An 18,401-nucleotide genomic window follows, 5' to 3' on the forward strand; every position below is an offset into this window, starting at 1 on the left:
GTAGTCAGCGTTGCCCGTCGGGGTTGCGGGCCGGCTGGGCCTCCGCCGCGTCGGCCACCGCTTCCTTGGCCGCGTCCGCCGCGCGGGCCGCGTCGGCGGCAGCCTCCTCGACCACCTCGGGCGTCGCTTCCTCCCGCGTCGCGGGCGACTTCGGCAACGCCTCCGTGAACGCCTTCGACACCCCCGACAACGCCGACGTCACCTCGCTCGGGATCACGAAGAACGTGTTGTTCGGCCCCTGCGCCAGCTGCGGCAGCGTCTGGAGGTACTGGTACGCGAGCAACTTCGGGTCCGGGTCGTTGCGGTGCACCGCCTGGAACACGGCCTCGATCGCCTTCGCCTCGCCCTCCGCCTTGAGGATGCGCGCGGTGCGGTTGCCTTCCGCGCGCAGGACCGCCGCCTGCTTGTCGCCCTCCGCGGTGAGGATCTGCGACTGCCGCTGGCCTTCCGCGCCGAGGATCGCCGCGCGCTTGTCCCGTTCGGCGCGCATCTGCTTCTCCATGGCGTCCTTGATGGTCTTCGGCGGGTCGATCGCCTTGATCTCCACGCGGTTCACCCGAATGCCCCACCGGCCGGTCGCGTCGTCGAGCACACCGCGGAGCTGGCTGTTGATCGTGTCGCGGGACGTGAGCGTCTTCTCCAGGTCCATCGAGCCGACCACGTTGCGCAGCGTCGTCACCGTCAGCTGCTCGACCGCCTGCAGGTAGTTCGCGATCTCGTACGCGGCCGCGCGCGGGTCGGTCACCTGGAAGTACAGCACCGTGTCGATCTCGACGACCAGGTTGTCCTCGGTGATGACCGGCTGGGGCCGGAACGACACGACCTGCTCGCGGAGGTCGATCGCGGTGTAGACGCGGTCGATGAACGGGATGACGAAGTTCAGGCCCGGCTGCAGCGTCTTGTTGTACCTGCCAAGGCGTTCCACGTTCCGTGCCCTGGCCTGCGGCACGATCCGGACCGCCCGGAACACTGTGAACACGACCAGCAGGACCACCAGGATCGTCACGACCAGTGCGGCGGAGATTTCCATGCTCACTCCATCGGGTAGACGTAGGCCGTGGTGCCGCTGATGCGCATCACGTTGACCGCCGCGCCTTCCGGGATGACCGTGACGTCGTCGAACGTCCGCGCGGACCACTCCTCGCCGTCGATGCGCACGAGGCCGTCGCGGTCGCTCACCTCACGGAGCACGAAGGCGCGTTTGCCGACGAGCGCGTCGACACCGAACCGTTCCAGCTGGGGCTGTTTCATGTGCCGCAGCGCGATCGGCCGCACCAGCAGCACGCCGAGCGTCGCGGCGGCCGCGAACGCCACCAGCTGGAACACGAGCGGCAACCCGAGCGCGGCGATCACCGCGGGGACCGCGGCGGCGGCACCGAGCACGCCGAGTGCCGCGGTGAGTGTGAAGATCTCCGCGACGCCGAACACCACCGCGACGACCAGCCAGATCAGCCACAGCTCCATGCGGCCTCCCAGTGCGCGGCGGACATCCCTGCCGACCAGACTTCCCGGCGCACCTTGTCACCCACAGTAGCACCGCCTAGCCGGACAGGGTGGCGCCTTCCGGCACGTCGTCCGCGGCGACCGTGAAGGTCACCAGGTTGTACTCGGGCGCCTCGCAGTTCACCCGCGTCTCCGGCTGGACCGCCTCCGCCGTGACGTGGTCCGGCCCGAGCACGAGGACGGCGTCCGCCACCTGGCAACCCTGGACCACGAACGCGAACACCCGCTCGTCCTCACGCACCGGCCGGTCCAGCGCCTCGGTCACCTCGTCGGCGTGTCGCGGGCGCGCGGCCAGCACACCCGCCCGCAACGCGGCGAGCGCGTCGGTGCCGAACTCGGCGGGCGGCACGGGGCCGAACCGCCCGGCGCCCAGCGGCACGTTGTCCACGAGCTTCCCGGGACCGGCCGGGTCGCGCGGCACCTCCCCGTTGACGGTCCGCACACCCTCGACCGCGTCGGCGGGCAGTGCGAGGTACGCGCTCGGCCCGACGTGCCGCGCGCACTCCTCGTAGTCGGCGCCGCCGACGAACAGGAACCGCAGCTCGTCGCCCTCGCGGAACAGCTTGATCCCATCCGGGACGCGGCAGCCCGTGTTGCCGGTGACCGCGAGGTAGACGGAGCCGGGCGGTGCCTCGTCCGTGGTCTCCTCGAAGTGCTCGGCGTCCGCGCCCCGGCCGTACCAGGAGGCGAACGCCCCGAGGTGGATGGGCGAGTCGCTGAGCACGACATACCGTGCCGGCGCCCAGCCGCCCGCGTCCATGGCGAGCACCGTCACCTCGACCGGCTGCGCGGGATCACCCTGCGGCGTCGCGGGGTCGCCACAGCCCGCGAGCACGCCCGCGAGCGCTCCCACCACGACCAAGCCCATGCGCTTCATGCCAGGTCGGACGGGCCGTGGTGGGCGCCGGTTCCGTTTGCGGTGATCGGCGGCCGGGTACGACTGGCGCGGCTGATCAGGTCTGGAGGAGCACGTGGCGGAACCCGCGGCGGTCGTCTACGTGGCGGCGGGCGCGGCGACGCTCGCCGCCGCGCTGCTGCCGCGGTTGCTGGGCCGCGCGCCGGTGTCGATGCCGATGGTGTTCCTGGCGGTGGGGGCGTGCGCGTTCGCCGCGATCGGGCCGCTGCCCGCACCCGACCCGCGCGTACACGGGTCGGTCACGCTCCACCTCGCGGAACTGTGCGTGATCATCTCGCTGATGGGCGCCGGTCTGGCGCTCGGCCGACCCGTCGGCCTGCGGCGGTGGGGCACCACGTGGCGGCTGCTGGGGATCACGATGCCGCTCACCATCCTCGCGGTCGCCGTCCTCGGCTGGGCCGTGCTCGGTCTCGGCGCGGCGGCCGCGTTGCTGGTCGCCGCCGCCATCGCGCCGACCGACCCGGTGCTCGCGACGGAGGTGCAGGTCGGGGAGCCGACCGAGGAGCCGGAACAGGACGGGGACGAGGTGCGGTTCTCGCTCACCTCGGAGGCGGGGCTCAACGACGGGCTCGCGTTCCCGTTCACGTACGCGGCCGTGGCCGTGAGCGTCGCCGGTCTGGCCCCGGGCGGCTGGCTGGGCCACTGGCTCGCGGTCGACGTGGTGTGGCGTCTGGTGGCGGGGGTCGTCGTCGGGCTGGCGGCGGGGTGGTTGCTGCGCAAGCTGTTCTTCGCGGCACCGTCGGAACGGTTTCGTCTCGCCGAGCACGCCGAGGGGTTCGTCGCGCTGGCGGCCACGTTTCTCGCGTACGGGGCCGCGGAGGTCGTCGAGGGGTACGGGTTCGTCGCGGTGTTCGTGTGCGCGTTGACGATCCGGGCGGGTGAGCGTTCGCACGGGTACCACCGGGTGCTGCACCAGTACGTGGAGCAGGTCGAGCGGATGCTGACCGTGCTGGTGATCTTTCTGCTCGGTGGGGCGGCGGCCACCGGGTTGCTCGCGGGGACGACATGGCGGGAGGTGCTGGTCGCTCTGCTCGTGCTGGTTGTCGTGCGGCCGCTCACGAGTGTGGTCGCGTTGGCGGGTAGTGACGCCGGGCCTCGGGAGCGGGCGGCGATCGCGGTGTTCGGGGTTCGGGGGGTGGGGTCGGTGTTCTATGTCGCTTACGGGCTGGAGGCTGGGGATTTCGTGGTCGGGGACCAGGTGTGGCGGGTGGTCGCGTTGGTGATCATCGGGTCGATCGTGTTGCACGGGGTCAGTGCGACTCCGGTGATGCGGCGATTGGATCGCATTCGGGACGGGTCTCGGGCGTAGTTGCGGGGGTGCCCTCCGGGGGCCTCGTCGGACGGGCTGATCTCGGGGAGGGGCCTTCCGAGTTGGTCTCGGGGTTCTTTGGCGAGGGCAGGCAGGCCGTCTTTGTGGGCTGGCGCCCGGCTTGTGCAGGGGGCTGGGGGCCCGCTTCGCGGGCCTGATCACCGAAAAGGGAGATCCTTGCTCGTATGAGGGCGGGACGTTCCCAAAAAGACGATCATGGTTCGCCGACTTTGAAGATGTGGGATTCCACTTGTGCCGGGGCCAGTGCGTGGTCGATGACCATGACCGCGGCGCCGATGATGCCTGCTCGGTCGCCGGTGCGGGACTGCACTATTCGCAGGTCCTGTGTGGCCAGTGGTAGCGATCGTCGGTAGACGACCTCCCGGACGCCTGCGATCAGGTGCTCGCCCGCCTGCGACAGTGACCCGCCGATCACGATGATCGACGGGTTGAACAGGCTGACCGCCGCGGCCAGGACCTCGCCGATGTCGCGGCCTGCCTGGCGGACCAGGTGCAGTGCCTCGACCGAACCGCCGCGTGCCAGTGCCACCACGTCCTGGCTGGACTTGGCGGGCAGGCCCTGCTCGGTGAGCTTGGCCGCGATGGCCGCGCCGCTCGCGACCGCCTCCAGGCAGCCGGTGTTGCCGCACCGGCACACGATGTCGGCGCCGTGCGGCAGTTGCAGGTGGCCCATGTCGCCCGCCGCGCCCTGGGCGCCGCGATGGAGCCTGCCGTGGCTGATCAGGCCGCTGCCGATGCCCGTCGCGACCTTCACGAACATCATGTGCTCGGCGGTCGGCCACTGCGTGAAGTGCTCGCCCAGCGCCATGATGTTCACGTCGTTGTCGACCAGCGCGACGACGCCCAGGTGCTCGGTCAGGTGTCCCTGCACGTCGAAGTTGTCCCAGCCGGGCATGATCGGCGGGTTCACCGGCCTGCCGGAGGAGTGCTCGACCGGGCCCGGCAGGCCGATGCCGACGCCCAGCAGGTCCTTCGGTGTCCTGCCGATCCGGGCGAGCAGCTCGTGTGACGTGGCGACCACCCACTCGAGTACCGGCTCCGGGCCCAGCGCCACGTCGAGGTCGTCGCGGTGCTCGGCGAGGATCTCGCCCGCCAGGTCGGTGGCGGCCATCCGCGCGTGCGTGGCGCCGATGTCCGCCGACAGGGCGACGCGGGCCGCCGGGTTGAACGCGAACTGCGTCGGCGGGCGGCCACCCGTCGACGTGGCCTCGCCGACCGGCACCACGAAGTTCGCGCCGAGCAGCGCCTCCACCCGTTGCGTGATCGTCGAGCGGGCGAGCCCGGTGATGGCCGCCAGCTCGGAGCGGGTGCGTGGTCTGCCGTCCCGCATGAGCCGCAGCAGTGCGCCAGCGCCGGCATCCGTGACGCCGTTCGTGACCGGGCCTTCCACCATCTATCCAGTGAAACACACCGTAGTTCCGTTGGCCCCCGGAACATACCTTGGCAACAGAATCGCAACTTTTGATTGTTAACCGTCAAAAGTCGGGTTAGGTTCAGCTCCATGGCAGTGGCGCCGCTCACAGACACGGTGTTGCGGATGCGAGGCATCCAGAAGTCGTTCCTCGGCGTGCGCGTGCTCCACGGCGTCGACCTGGAGCTACGGGCCGGCGAGGTGCACGCCCTCATGGGCGAGAACGGCGCGGGCAAGTCCACGTTGATGAAGGTGCTCGCCGGGGTCTACCAGGCCGAGGAGGGCACGATCGAACTTGACGGGCGTCAGGTTTCGTTCACCCACCCGCTGCAGGCGCAGCAGGCCGGCGTGTCGACGGTGTTCCAGGAGTTCAACCTGCTGCCCGAGCGCACGGTCGCGGAGAACGTGTTCCTCGGCCGCGAACCGCGCAGGCGCGGGATGGTCGACGCCGACCGCATGAACGCCGACACCGCGGCGCTGCTGGGCGACCTCGGCCTCTCGTCGATCAGTCCCCAACGCCCGGTGCGCACGCTGTCCGTGGCGGGGCAGCAGATCGTCGAGATCGTGAAGGCGCTGTCCTACGACGCGCGGATCATCTCGATGGACGAACCGACCGCCGCGCTCGCGGACGAGGAGGTCGAGCTGCTGTACGGGCTCGTCCGCACGCTGCGGGAGCGCGGGGTGGCGATCCTGTACGTCTCCCACCGGCTCAAGGAGATCTTCGACCTCTCCGACCGGGTCACCGTCCTCAAGGACGGCGCGCTGGTGGACACCGTGCCCACCGCGGACATCACGCCCGACGAGCTCGTGCGCAAGATGGTCGGCCGCCCCATCACCAGCTTCTTCCCGGAGAAGCTGCCGGGCACCGAGGCCGGTGACGTCCGGCTGCGGATCAGCGGAGGCGGCAACGAACAGCTCGACGGCATCGACCTCGAGGTCCGCGCCGGTGAGATCGTCACGCTCGCCGGTCTGCAGGGCAGCGGCCGCACCGAGATCGCGCACGCGTTGTTCGGCGTCGCCCGGTTCACGCGCGGGACGGTCGAGGTCGACGGGCGTCAGGTTTCGCCCCGTTCGGCCCGGCAGGCCGTGCGGGCCGGGCTCGCGCTGGTGACCGAGGACCGCAAGGCCGAGGGGCTCGTGCTCAACCAGTCCGTGGCCGCGAACGCCCGGCTGGTGCTGGACGCGGTGCTGCCGCGCCAGTCCGGCCGTGGTGCGAAACGGATCCCGGGGATCCTGTCGTCGCTGGAACTGGTGTCGCGTGGCGGTGACCAGGAGGTCCGGTTCCTGTCGGGTGGCAACCAGCAGAAGGTCGTGCTCGCCAAGTGGCTCGCGACCGACCCGGCCGTGATGGTGCTCGACGAACCGACGCGCGGCATCGACGTCGGGGCGAAACAGAAGGTGTACGCGCTCATGCGGGAACTGTCCGCGCGCGGCGTCGCGATCCTGATGATCTCGTCGGAGCTGCAGGAGGTCATCGGCATGGCCGACCGGATCGTGGTGCTGCGGGACGGCCGGATCGCGGGCGAGCTGCCCGCGGGCGCCGACGAGGAGGCGGTCATGCGGGTCGCGACGGGCCAGGGGGCGTCATGACCATCGTCGACAGACAACGGTTGCGGCGGCTCGGCAGCACGGAGCTGGTGTACCTGGCGTTGGCCGGTGTGCTGGCGGTCGGTGCGGTGCTGGTGGCCGTCGACGGCGGGAACCTGTTCGGCACGGCGAACCTCGTCGACATGCTGACCCGGTCGAGCCTGCTGGGCTTCGTCGCGTTGGGACAGACGTTCGTGATCCTGTGCGGGTCGCTGGACCTGTCGGTCGGCTACGTCATGGCGCTGTGCAGCCTGATCGGCGCGACCACCATGGCCGGTGATCCCGCGAAGGTGCCGCTGGGCATCGCGGCCGTGCTGGTGGTGGCGGCGGGGATCGGGCTCGTGAACGGCCTGATCGTGTCCGTGCTGAAGGTGAACCCGTTCATCGCGACGCTCGGTGTCGGGTTGATCGTCAAGGGCTATCTGGACACCAACTACAAGGGCCCCGCGGGCGAGGTGCCCGGGATGTTCCAGCAGTTCGGGTACAGCCGCATCGGGTTCCTGCCGGTGTCGACCGCGGTGATGCTCGTGGCGGTGGTGCTGGGAATCCTGTACCTGCGCCGGTCCCGCACCGGCTACCACATGTTCGCGATCGGCGGGAGCCAGGAGGTGGCGCGCCTGTCCGGCATCCGGACGGGCCGCGTCATGGTGACCGCGCACGTGCTGTGCGCGGTGGCGGCGGGGATCGCGGGCCTGCTGATCGCGGCGCGGTTCGGCACGGGCAGCGCGCTGGTCTACGGCTCGGGCTACGACCTGGACTCGATCGCGGCGGTCGTGCTCGGCGGGACGTTGCTCATGGGTGGCCGGGGGAGCATCGCGGGCACGCTGGGCGGCGTCCTGATCCTGGCGGTGCTGGACACGGTGTTCAACATCCTCGAGGTCGACCCGTTCTTCAAGGACGTGCTCCGCGGCGTGGTCATCATCGCGGCGGTCGCCATCTACGCGCGGCGGCAGATCGACCGCCGTGCGAGCAGACCGCGGTTCGGACCGGGTGGAAACGGTGGCCTGCCACGAGATCCGGCCCCCGACGAACCGGTGCCCGCGGGACAGGGGGCGGACCGTTGACCACCACCGCTCCCCAGAAGCCCAAGCCGGGCGCGGCCTTCGCGGCGCGGTTGTTCGGTGGGGGCAGTGCCACCGTGTTCGCGCTGCTGGCGCTCGTCTTCGTGGTGATCCTGTTCCTCAACCCCAGCTTCTTCGAGCCGCCGTCGTTGATGGCGTTCGCGAAGAAGGCGGCGCCGCTCGTCGTGCTGGCGGTGGGCCAGTACGTCGTGATCGTGTGCGGCGAGCTGGACCTGTCCGTCGGCTCGCTGGTCGGCGCGCAGGTCGTGATCGCGGCCGCCGTGATCGACGGGCGGGAGAGCATGACCCTGCCCGTGCTGCTCCTCATGGTGGCGTTCGGCGTCCTGGTCGGGCTCGTGAACGGGCTCGTGGTCACCGTCCTCAAAGTCCACTCGCTGATCGCGACGCTGGGCATGATGCTCGTCCTCTACGGCGCGATCCGCCTGTGGACCGGCGGTGCGCCGACGGGCGCGCTGTCCGAGGGCTTCCGCGAGATCGGGCGCGGCGGGATCGACATGCCCGTGCTGCGGCAGCTGCCGTGGGCGTTGCTGGTGGCCGTCGCGGTGGTGGTCGTCGCGGCGGTCATGATGCGCAAACCCTTCGGTCGCACGCTGGTCGCGGCCGGGGACAACGAGAAGGCGGCGGCGTTCGCCGGTGTCCGGGTGTGGTGGGTGCGCACGATCGCGTTCGTGCTGTCGAGTGTGCTGGCCACGCTCGCGGGGGTGCTCATCGGCGGGTACGCGGGCGTCACCGCACAGGTCGGCGAGGGCCTTGAGTTCACCGCGATCACCGCGGTGGTCCTCGGCGGCGTGGTGCTCGGCGGTGGCCGCGGCACCGTACTGGCCGCGATGGGCGGCGCACTGACCCTCGAAGCCCTGTTCACCCTGTTCACCCAGCTGGGCCTGCCGTCGACCATCCGGCCGACGTTCCAGGGCCTGATCATCATCGCGGCCGTCGCGTGGGCCGCACGGGAGCGGCGCAAGCCGTTCATTCCCCAGTCCTAGAAGGAGATACCGATGCGGAGAACGCGTGTCCTCGTCGCCGGATTAGCCGCCGCGGCGCTCACGCTGACCGCCTGCACCACCGACGCCCCGACCGAGCAGGCGCCGGCGGGCGGTGGTGAGACGGAGCAGGAGCAGTCCTCGGACGGCGAGTGGTTCGTCCAGGCGGAGTACGACAAGCAGCTCGCCCAGCGCGACAAGGAACCCGAGGGGCCTGCCGACCAGCCGTGGCTGCAGGCGATCGAACCGGAGATGGTCGACACCGCGGAGTACAAGCAGGACGGCAAGACGCTGTGCTTCTCCAACGCCTCGGTGTCCAACCCGTGGCGCGTCACCGGCTGGATCACCATGCAGCAGCAGGTGGAGGTGCTCAAGGAAGCGGGTGAGATCAGCGAGTTCCGCGTCTCCGACGCCGCCGACGACGACAACCAGCAGATCTCCGACATCCAGGCGTTCGTGGATGCCGGTGACTGCAACGCGATCATCATCTCGCCGTCCACCACCGCGACCCTCACCCCGGCCGTCGAGGCCGCGTGCGAGAGCGGCGTGCCGGTGATCGTGTTCGACCGCGGCGTGAATACCGACTGCATGGTCACGTTCATCCACCCGATCGGCGGCTACGCCTACGGCGCGGACGCGGCCGAGTTCCTCGTCGACAAGCTGGAGCCGGGCTCGAAGGTGCTCGCGCTGCGCATCCTGCCCGGCGTGGACGTGCTCGAGCACCGCTGGGCCGCCGCGCAGAAGATCTTCGGCGACAGCGACCTCGAGGTGCTCGGCGACGAGTTCACCGGCGGCGACGGCGCGAAGATCAAGGACATCGTCACCCAGTACCTGCAGCGCGGCGACGTCGACGGCATCTGGATGGACGCCGGTGACGGCGCGGTCGCGGCCGTCGAGGCGTTCGAGGACGCGGGCAAGGACTACCCGGTGATGGCGGGCGAGGACGAGCTGTCGTTCATGCGCAAGTGGAAGGACACCGGCATGACCGCGATCGCGCCGGTGTACTCGAACTTCCAGTGGCGCACGCCGATCCTGGCCGCGGTGAAGATCTGGAAGGGCGAGCAGGTGCCGAAGGAGTGGGTGCTGCCGCAGGACCCGATCACCGACGCCGACCGCGACGAGTTCCTCGACCGCAACAAGGACATGCCCGCGCTGCACTACGCCAAGTTCGGCGGCGAGGACCTGCCCGGCTTCCCCAACGCCTGGAAAGATCGCTGAGGACCGCGGAGAAAACACGATGAGACACGCGCTCGGGGTCAACACGTGGGTCTGGACGTCCCCGCTCACCGACACCGCACTCGCCGAGCTGGCACCCAGGATCGCGGGCTGGGGGTTCGACGTCGTCGAGCTGCCGGTCGAGAACCCGGGTGACTGGGACCCCGGGCGCGCCGCGTCGCTCCTCGCCGATCTCGGGCTGGCCGCCTCGGTCGTGCTCGTGATGGGCGAGGGCCGCGAACTGGTGGCGGCGGACGCCACCACCGTGCTGTCCACACAGGACTACCTCCGCCACGTGGTCGACGTGGCGGAGGTGGTCGGTGCCCCGGCGATCTCCGGTCCCGCGTACGCGTCGGTCGGCCGCACGTGGCGGATGTCCGACGAGGAGAGGAAGATCCGGTGCGCGGAGCTGCGGGACGGGCTCATCCCGGTGGCCGAGCACGCGGCCGCGGCGGGCGTGCGGATCGGCGTCGAACCGCTGAACCGCTACGAGACGAGCCTGATCAACACCGTCGACCAGGCGCTTGACGCGCTCGACGGCCTGCCGGACACGGTGGGCATCGCGCTCGACATCTACCACATGAACATCGAGGAGACCGACGTCGCCGCGGCCGTCCGCAGGGCGGGCCCGCGGCTCGCGCACGTCCAGGTGTGCGCCAACGACCGCGGCGCGCCCGGCGCGGACCACCTCGACTGGCAGGGTTTCCTCGCCGCGCTCGACGACACGGGCTACCGGGGTCCGCTCGTGATCGAGTCGTTCACCGCCGAGAACGCGACCATCGCCACCGCCGCCTCGGTGTGGCGGCCGCTCGCCCGAACCCAGGACGCCATCGCCACCGACGGCCTCGCCTTCCTGAAGAAGGTGATGCCCTAGGCACGAGCTCCCCGACGGCGCTGGCACGCCGCGCGGGTCATGACACGCCGAACACGTCTCTCAGTGGAGAGGGCACCACGCTCATGAACCTACGCAGATCCCTGGCCGTCGCCGTCGCGGGCGCCACGGCCATCTCCATGCTCGGCGCGGCGCCCGCCGTCGCCCACCCGGGCGAGCACGGCGACGCGCACGTCCTGATCTTCACCAAGACCACCCAGTTCCGGCACACGGAGGCCATCGAGCAGGGCGTGCCCGTGCTCACGCAGGCCTTCGCGGACGCCGGCATCACCTCCGAGCACACCGAGGACTCGTCGGTGTTCAACGACGAGTCCCTGTCGCACTTCGACGCGCTCGTCATGTTCCAGGCCTCCGGCGACCCGTGGAACGCCGAGGAAAAAGCCGCCTTGGAACGTTACATGCAGGGCGGCGGCGGCATCGTCGCGATCCACAACGCGACCGACATGCGCGGCAACTACACCTGGTGGGACAACATGATCGGCGCGCTCATGCCCGGTCACGCCGCCACCGGCACGAGCCCTGGCCTCCCGGGCACGGTCCGCGTCGAGGACCGCACCCACCCGTCGACCAAGCACCTGCCGCAGCGCTGGGAACGCGCGGACGAGTGGTACAACTTCTCGGCCAACGTCCGCGGTGAGGCCCACGTGCTGGCCACGATGGACGAGTCGACCTACGACCCCGGCTCCAACGGCATGGGCTACGACCACCCGATCTCGTGGTGCAAGCCGTACGACGGCGGCCGTGCGTGGATGACCGGCATGGGCCACTTCGGCGCGCACTACACGCAGGAAACCGGGCTGGTGCAACACATCCTGGGCGGCGTGAAGTGGGCGGCAGGCCTGGAGGCGGGTGACTGCGGCGGCACCGTGTGGGACCAGTTCGAACGCGTGCCACTGGACCAGAACACCAGTGCGCCGTACGCGATCGACGTCGCACCGGACGGCCGCGTCTTCTTCACCGAGTTGGTCCGCGGCCAGATCCGCGTGTACGACCCGGCCGCGCGGACCACGTCGACCGCGATCACCATCCCGGTGTACTCCGGCGGTGAGGACGGCCTGCTCGGCATCACACTCGACCCGAACTTCGCCGACAACGGCTGGCTGTACGTCTACTACTCACCGGCGAGCGACGACGACACGAACCCGGACAACTTCGTCAACCGGTTGTCCCGCTTCACGGTCGGCGAAGGCTCGCAGATCGACCCGGCGTCGGAGAAGGTCGTGCTGGAGGTGCCCGCGCGGCGCCTGCCCGACGAGCCGGGCCACACCGGCGGCGGTCTCGACTTCGGTCCGGACGGCACGCTGTACCTGGGTGTCGGCGACGACGTGAACCCGCACTCCGAGCCGTCCGGCGGCTACGCGCCACTGTCGGAGCGGGACGGCACGTTCCACGACGCGCGCGCCACCTCCGCCAACACCAACGACCTGCGAGGCAAGGTGCTGCGGATCAAGCCGGAAGCGGACGGCACGTACACCATCCCCGCGGGCAACATGTTCCCGCCTGGCACGGAGAAGACCCGTCCGGAGATCTACGCGATGGGCTTCCGCAACCCGTTCCGGTTCGCGATCGACCCGAAGACCGGCGCGCTCGGCGTCGCCGACTACGCACCCGACAACGGCAGCGACAACCTCGCGACCCGCGGCCCCGCGGGCATCGTGGAGTGGAACCTCATCTCCGAGCCCGGTTTCTACGGCTGGCCGCTGTGCATGGGGAACAACGAGCCGTTCCGGGACGTCGACTACCGCACCAACCCGGTGACCGTCGGCGCGTTCTTCGACTGCGCCAACCCGGTCAACGACTCGATCCGCAACACGGGCCTGGTGAACCTGCCGCCCGCGAAGCCCGCGCAGCTGTGGTACGGCTACCAGCGGTCGTCGGTGCCGGAGGTCATCCCGGCGGGCGGCGGGCTCGCGCCGATGGGTGGCCCGTTCTACGACTACGACCCGGACCTGCAGTCGGACACCAAGTTCCCGTCCTCGTACGACGGCAAGGCGTTCTTCTACGAGTGGTCGCGGAACAAGATGTACTCGATCATCCCGAACGAGGCGGGCACGGGGATCGAGAAGGTCAACCCGTTCCTGCCGCAGACGCAGTTCCTCGCGCCGATCGACTCGAAGTTCGGGGCGGACGGCTCGATGTACGTGCTCGACTGGGGCGGCGGGTTCGGCCGCGACAACCCGAACTCGGGGCTGTACCGGGTGGACTACGTGTCCGGTTCCCGTTCCCCGGCGGCGAAGGCGACCGCGACGCCGGACTCCGGGCACGCACCGCTGGCCGTGACGTTCGACGGCGAGTCCAGCACGGACCCGGAGAACGAGGCGCTCACGTACGCGTGGGACTTCACCGGTGACGGCACGACCGACTCGACCGACGCCACGCCGTCGTTCACCTACAACGAGAACGGCGTCTACAACGCACGGCTCACGGTGACCGACCCGCACGGCAAGACCGGCACCACGACGGTGCCGATCACGGTCGGCAACACGAGACCGGAGGTGAACTTCAACCTGCCGCCGACCGGGTCGTTCTTCGACTTCGGTGACGAGATCAGCTGGGAGCTGGACGTCTCCGACGCCGAGGACGCCACGATCGACGACGCGGACGTGGTGATCCAGCCCGGGCTCGGCCACGACGAGCACGCGCACCCCGGCGAGCCGCTGCACGGCAGAACCGGTTCGGTGGTGACGTCGCTCGGCGGTGGTCACGGCGAGGGCATGAACGTCTTCTACGCGATCGACGGCCGCTACACCGACTCCGGCGGTGCGGGCGAGATCCCCGCGCTCACCGGGTCGGACACCACGCTGCTGTTCCCGAAACAGCGGGAGGCGGAGTTCTTCGACCGGTCCGAACGCGTGACGGTCGGCCCGTCGCGGGACATCGAGGGCCACGGCGACGCGGTCACCGGCCAGAACGGCGCGTGGGCGGCGTATGACCCGGTGAACCTGCGCAACGTGGACGCGCTGGTGGTCCGTGCGTCGGCGAACGCGGCCGGCGCGGTCGAGCTGCGCCGCGACGCGCCGGACGGCCCACTGCTCGGCACCGCGCAGGTGCCGGCGACCGGCCCGACGTCCTATGTGGACGTTCCGGTGGCGGTGACCGACCCTGGCGAGTCGTTCGTGCTGTACGCGGTGTTCCCCGGTGCGGGGGAGCGGCGGGTCAACTTCGTCGAGGCCGACGGCAAGGGTTCGTCGCCGACGTCGAAGCCGAAGGTCGCCGTGACCGCGCCGACCGCAGAGGCCGACCTGGAGCCGGGCGCGATCCCGGTGCGCGCGTCGGCCACGGACGCGGAGAACACGATCACGAAGGTCGAGTTCTTCGTGGACGGGCAGTCGATCGGCGTGGACTCCTCGGCGCCCTACGAGGTCACCTGGAACGCGGCCAACGAGGCGCGGTACCGGCTGACGGCGGTCGCCACCAACGACAAGGGCGCGTCGACGACGTCCCGGATCGTCCAGGTGGAGGTCGGTGACCTCTACGGTGACTGGCAGACGTACAGCAACGTCACCGCCACGTTCGACCGGCCGGACACCGACACGTGGATCGTCGACGCCGGTGGCGCGAACATGTGGCAGGGCACCGACGAGTACGGCTCGGTGTACCTGCCGGGCAAGGCGGGCACCGAGTGGACCGCCACGGTGAAGATCGAGCGGCAGGGCAACTCGGCGGGCTCGGCGAAGGCCGGGATCATCGTCCGCAACGACGTCACGCAACCCGGGAGGTCGCCGGGCTACGCGATGCTGGCGATGCGGCCGTCCGGCGGGTTCGAGTGGCTGCGCGACACCGACGGCAACGGTCAGCTCGACGCGAGCACCGGCGCGAGCTCCACGTCGTACCCGGCGTGGGTGCGGCTGGTGCGTGACGGCGACTCGTACACGGCCTACTGGAGCAAGGACGGTGAGAACTTCACCGCCGTCGGCGATCCGGTGACGTTGTCGGGCGCGGGTTCGGTGCAGGACGTCGGGCTCGCGGTGACCGCGCACAACGCGGGCGCCACCAGCGAGGTCGAGTTCACCGGCTGGACGCTTTCCGACGAGGTGTGGACGCCGGGCACCGGCCCGGAGCCCGAGCCGGGCCCGACCTGCCTGGTGCGGGGCACGGACGCCTTCGACGGTGACTCGCTCAACCGCACCCGCTGGTCGACTGTCCGCAACGGACAGGACCTGCCGGTCCGGCTCGCGGACGGCAAGCTGGTGCTGCCGGTGACGAACGGCGACATCAACGAGGCGGCCGAGGGGCCGATCAGCTACGTCGGCCAGGCGGTGCGGCCGGGCGAGTGGACCGCGTCGACCACGGTGTCGATCGAGCACACCCGTGAGTGGCAGCACGCCGGGATGCTGGTGCACGGCAGCGACGACGACTACGTGAAGCTGGCGTTCACCCGCAACAACTCCGGCGGCAGGCTGCTGGAGTTCCAGACGGAGGCGGACGGGTCCCGGACCTGGCACGCCAACGTCACGCTGCCCGCGGACTTCCCGTCGACCGCGCACCTGCGGCTGACCAGCGACGGCACCAGGCTCACCGCGGCGTACTCGGCCGACGGCGAGAACTGGACGGCGCTGGCGGGCTCGGCGGCCGTCCTGGAGAACGCGACGATCGGCCTGGTGGCGGCGGGCGACACCGCGGCCCACAGCGTCGACGCCGTGTTCGACCACTTCACGATCACCCCGGACACCGAGGACACGGGCGAACGCGAGGCCGCCGACGAGTTCGACGGCACCGCGATCGACGGGTGCCGGTGGCGGAACGTGGTGCGCTACGACTCCGCACACCTGTCGGTGACCGGTGGTCAGCTGAAGATCCAGACCCAGCCCGGCGACATCAACGGCACGGCGAACGAAGGGCCGCGCAACTTCGTCCTCCAGAAGGTCCCGGCCGGTGACTGGGTCGTGGAGACGAAGGTGACGCCGACGATGCTGCACCGTTGGCAGCTGGCGGGCCTGATCGTGTACGGCGACGACGACAACTACGTGAAGTTCGACGTGGTCGCGCAGAACACGAGCGGCACCCCGCTCAACCTGCACGCGGAGCTGGTGTCGGAGAAGGACGCCCAGTTCGGCAACGGCGGCAACCGCAACATCGACATCGCGGACTCGTCCGAGAGCGGCTGGTACTTCCTCCGGCTGACCAGGACGGGCAACACGTACGCGGCGGAGATCAGCGACGGCGGCGTCAACTGGACGTCGCTGGGCAACCCGGTGACCAACGACGCCGAGCTGACCACGGTTGGCCTGATGGCGATCGGCCCGGAGCAGACCGCCCCGGCCACGATCGGGTTCGACTACTTCCGCGTCGGCACCCCGGACCGCATCGCACCGGCGGTGACGGTCGAGGTGTCCGACCCGGACGGTCAGAACGGCTGGCACCGGGGCTCGGCGACGGTGACGGCGACGGCCACCGACGACCGGGCGGGCGAGGTCACCGTGTCCTACCGGGTGGGCGACGGTGAGTGGACCCCGTACACGGCGCCGGTGGTGCTGGCGGAGGACGGCAACCACGCACTGCGGTTCCGCGCGACGGACGCCGCGGGCAACGTCTCGGAGGAGGTCCCGGCGACGGCGTTGGTCGACAGCACCGCCCCGGCGGTCACGGTCACCGGCGTGGACGCCAAGGGCGAGTACGACGTGGGCACGGCGTTGTCGCTGGACGCGGCCGCGGCCGACCCGGCGTCGGGTGTCGCGTCGGTGCTCGTGGAGCTGGACGGCAAGCGAGTCCAGACCCCGTTGGACGTCGCACCGGTGGCCGGCGCGCACGAACTGCGCGTGGTGGCCACGGACGAGGCAGGCAACGAGGCGGAGGTGAAGGTCCCGTTCACGGTGACGGTCACGTGGGACACGGCGGCTGACCTGCTGGTCGGGTACCGAGCGGACGGGAAGGTGGGGATGGCGAGCTACCTGCAGCTGTACGTCCACCTGGCCACCGCCGAGCACCTGGCGAAGGCGGGCCACGACCAGCAGGCCGTGCAGGCGCTGGACCGCTTCACCAGGGTGGCGAACACGGTCCCGGACACGGAGGTCCGTGCGCAGCTGGTCGCGGTGGCCGCGGCCCTGCGGGCCCCGCTGACCGTGTGACAGTCCGGGGACCGGTGCCGGCCGGTCCCCACCCCGGTGCTGGAGCCCGTCGGGTGCTCCAGCACCGGGGCTCCTTCGCCGTGATCGGGGTGGACGGCCTCAGCGCCAGCGACCGGAGTCCACGTACTCCCGGTCCAGAGCCACGTCGTCGGCGAGCCGGATCGCCACGGTGGCCGCCGTGATCACGCAGTTGACAGCCGGTTCGGGCAGGCCACGTGCGGCGTGCCCGAACGCGCCCCGCAGCGCGGCGAGGACAGCGGCCACCGCCCCGTCGGGCGACGCGTGCGCGGTGGCGGCCAGCTGGTCGTAGCACGGTGCCATCTCGGCGAACAGCCCGGCCAGGGCCTCGTTGACGTCCGCGAGGTCGCGACTGCCGAGCAACAGCTTCCGTTGCGCACTCTGCACCGCCTGCCGCAGCACCGGCGTGGGATCGCGGCCCTCGGTGACATGTTTCACGGTATCAGTCACGGAATGTGATTCTACGCTGCACATGCAATTTGCAGAAGGCATCTGCACGTGCATCACTCGTACGGCGGGTATCCGCGGGACGTCTCTACTCCGGGTGTCAACCTCCGAGGGGAGCAACCCGGCACGTCGTCACGCGATGTCCAGCCGGTACCAGGCGTCGTCGGTGACCACGTGCAGCTCGTTGCCGCGCCCGAGGACCGTCGCGGCGGGCGGCAGCGGACCGCCGTCGGGCAGCGTCAGGTGGTGCTCGCACTCGGGGTGGAACTCACCGTCGTCCAGCGTCCCCAGCACGAGGCGGTCGCGGGCGTCGTACCCGCCGAACAGCCCGACCCGCTTCCCGGCGACGGCCAGCGCGCGGACACCCCTGACCGGGTTCCGCCACGTGGTTGCCCGGTCGTTCTCGATGCGCACCACGGGGAAGTCCGTGTGATAGCACGTCCAGACGGCGTGGTCGGTGACGTTGAGCGCGTAGCAGTGGAGGACGAAGGAGTCGTAGGCCCACGCGGGCCGCAGGTCCTTGCCGAAACGCCTCAGCCCGGCCGGTGCGCCCTGGTCGGAGTAGCCGACCCACACGTCGCCCGCGCGGGTGGTCGCGACGTGCTCGATGGCGTCCCCGAGCGGGGCCGTGGCGACGATCGAACCGTCGGCGTCGTAGTGGATCGCGTTGTGCTCGCCGGCGTTCCGCGCCGCGATCGCGAGGACTGTGTCGCCGGGCATCAGGTGCGCTGTGGCGAGGGCCGCGTCGACGGCGGTCAGTTCGAGGAGCAGCACGCCGTGTGTGGTGATCCGGACGGTGACGGGGCGCCGTGAGCCGAGCGCGTTGACGCTCTCGGGAGCCGCCCAGAGCGCGACGAGGTCGCCGTACGGGCTGAGCGACACCGACACCAGGACGTCGCCCGGCACAACAGGTTCGAGATCAGCGTGGTGTGCGGCCCTTGCGATCACGGGT

13 protein-coding genes are annotated in these 18,401 nt (G+C 70.5%); 7 read left to right on the plus strand and 6 right to left on the minus strand.

Annotated features, from left to right (window positions below):
* Positions 1 to 4: 4 nt before the first annotated feature.
* The 3 genes from ACIBVP_RS19755 to ACIBVP_RS19765 form a co-directional block, all read right to left on the minus strand.
* A complete protein-coding gene (locus ACIBVP_RS19755; protein WP_396107609.1) occupies positions 5 to 1,030 on the minus strand; it encodes an SPFH domain-containing protein in 1,026 nt (341 codons plus the stop codon).
* Between the two features lie 2 nt (positions 1,031 to 1,032).
* Positions 1,033 to 1,464, minus strand: coding sequence for an NfeD family protein (locus tag ACIBVP_RS19760; protein WP_396107610.1), 432 nt, complete (start codon positions 1,462 to 1,464; stop codon positions 1,033 to 1,035).
* Between the two features lie 76 nt (positions 1,465 to 1,540).
* Positions 1,541 to 2,371, minus strand: coding sequence for a hypothetical protein (locus tag ACIBVP_RS19765; RefSeq protein WP_396107611.1), 831 nt, complete (start codon positions 2,369 to 2,371; stop codon positions 1,541 to 1,543).
* Between the two features lie 103 nt (positions 2,372 to 2,474).
* On the opposite strand from ACIBVP_RS19765, the gene ACIBVP_RS19770 reads away from it, so the two are divergent.
* Complete coding sequence (locus ACIBVP_RS19770) at positions 2,475 to 3,728, plus strand: cation:proton antiporter (protein ID WP_396107612.1); 1,254 nt, start codon at positions 2,475 to 2,477, stop codon at positions 3,726 to 3,728.
* 214 nt (positions 3,729 to 3,942) lie between these two features.
* On the opposite strand, the gene ACIBVP_RS19775 is transcribed toward ACIBVP_RS19770, so the two are convergent.
* Entirely contained in the window at positions 3,943 to 5,142 is a 1,200-nt protein-coding gene (locus ACIBVP_RS19775; RefSeq protein WP_396107613.1) for an ROK family protein, read from the minus strand.
* A 144-nt stretch (positions 5,143 to 5,286) separates the two neighbouring features.
* On the opposite strand from ACIBVP_RS19775, the gene ACIBVP_RS19780 reads away from it, so the two are divergent.
* From ACIBVP_RS19780 to ACIBVP_RS19805, 6 genes are all read left to right on the plus strand, one after another.
* Positions 5,287 to 6,750: a sugar ABC transporter ATP-binding protein gene (locus ACIBVP_RS19780; RefSeq protein WP_396107614.1), complete on the plus strand. Its 1,464-nt coding sequence runs from the start codon at positions 5,287 to 5,289 to the stop codon at positions 6,748 to 6,750.
* On the plus strand, positions 6,747 to 7,811 hold the full coding sequence (locus ACIBVP_RS19785) for an ABC transporter permease (protein ID WP_396107615.1): 1,065 nt from the start codon (positions 6,747 to 6,749) through the stop codon (positions 7,809 to 7,811). Before ACIBVP_RS19780 ends, ACIBVP_RS19785 begins: the two co-directional genes overlap by 4 nt.
* Complete coding sequence (locus tag ACIBVP_RS19790) at positions 7,808 to 8,812, plus strand: ABC transporter permease (RefSeq protein WP_396107616.1); 1,005 nt, start codon at positions 7,808 to 7,810, stop codon at positions 8,810 to 8,812. The genes ACIBVP_RS19785 and ACIBVP_RS19790 overlap by 4 nt, the downstream gene beginning before the upstream one ends.
* 12 nt (positions 8,813 to 8,824) lie before the next feature.
* Positions 8,825 to 10,027 carry a substrate-binding domain-containing protein gene (locus ACIBVP_RS19795; protein WP_396107617.1) on the plus strand — a complete coding sequence of 401 codons (1,203 nt, stop codon included), beginning with the start codon at positions 8,825 to 8,827 and terminating at the stop codon, positions 10,025 to 10,027.
* Between the two features lie 19 nt (positions 10,028 to 10,046).
* Entirely contained in the window at positions 10,047 to 10,898 is an 852-nt protein-coding gene (locus ACIBVP_RS19800; RefSeq protein ID WP_396107618.1) for a sugar phosphate isomerase/epimerase family protein, read from the plus strand.
* 83 nt (positions 10,899 to 10,981) lie between these two features.
* A complete protein-coding gene (locus tag ACIBVP_RS19805) occupies positions 10,982 to 16,984 on the plus strand; it encodes a ThuA domain-containing protein (RefSeq protein WP_396107619.1) in 6,003 nt (2,000 codons plus the stop codon).
* 99 nt (positions 16,985 to 17,083) lie between these two features.
* Here the strand turns inward: ACIBVP_RS19805 and ACIBVP_RS19810 are convergent, their stop codons facing one another.
* Both ACIBVP_RS19810 and ACIBVP_RS19815 read right to left on the minus strand, forming a co-directional pair.
* A complete protein-coding gene (locus ACIBVP_RS19810; RefSeq protein WP_396107620.1) occupies positions 17,084 to 17,452 on the minus strand; it encodes a hypothetical protein in 369 nt (122 codons plus the stop codon).
* A gap of 129 nt (positions 17,453 to 17,581) precedes the next feature.
* Positions 17,582 to 18,397, minus strand: a complete 816-nt coding sequence (locus tag ACIBVP_RS19815) for a hypothetical protein (protein WP_396107621.1) — start codon at positions 18,395 to 18,397, stop codon at positions 17,582 to 17,584.
* Positions 18,398 to 18,401: the final 4 nt, after the last annotated feature.

It is taken from the genome of Actinophytocola sp. NPDC049390 (assembly GCF_044466355.1).
Lineage (GTDB): Bacteria > Actinomycetota > Actinomycetes > Mycobacteriales > Pseudonocardiaceae > Actinophytocola.

Excerpts from the sequence above, each read along its gene's own strand:
- ACIBVP_RS19755 (WP_396107609.1), bottom strand. The coding sequence starts at position 1,030 with ATGGAAATCTCCGCCGCACTGGTCGTGACGATCCTGGTGGTCCTGCTG.
- ACIBVP_RS19760 (WP_396107610.1), bottom strand. The coding sequence starts at position 1,464 with ATGGAGCTGTGGCTGATCTGGCTGGTCGTCGCGGTGGTGTTCGGCGTC.
- ACIBVP_RS19765 (WP_396107611.1), bottom strand. The coding sequence starts at position 2,371 with ATGGGCTTGGTCGTGGTGGGAGCGCTCGCGGGCGTGCTCGCGGGCTGT.
- ACIBVP_RS19775 (WP_396107613.1), bottom strand. The coding sequence starts at position 5,142 with ATGGTGGAAGGCCCGGTCACGAACGGCGTCACGGATGCCGGCGCTGGC.
- ACIBVP_RS19780 (WP_396107614.1), top strand. The coding sequence starts at position 5,287 with ATGCGAGGCATCCAGAAGTCGTTCCTCGGCGTGCGCGTGCTCCACGGC.
- ACIBVP_RS19785 (WP_396107615.1), top strand. The coding sequence starts at position 6,747 with ATGACCATCGTCGACAGACAACGGTTGCGGCGGCTCGGCAGCACGGAG.
- ACIBVP_RS19795 (WP_396107617.1), top strand. The coding sequence starts at position 8,825 with ATGCGGAGAACGCGTGTCCTCGTCGCCGGATTAGCCGCCGCGGCGCTC.
- ACIBVP_RS19800 (WP_396107618.1), top strand. The coding sequence starts at position 10,047 with ATGAGACACGCGCTCGGGGTCAACACGTGGGTCTGGACGTCCCCGCTC.
- ACIBVP_RS19805 (WP_396107619.1), top strand. The coding sequence starts at position 10,982 with ATGAACCTACGCAGATCCCTGGCCGTCGCCGTCGCGGGCGCCACGGCC.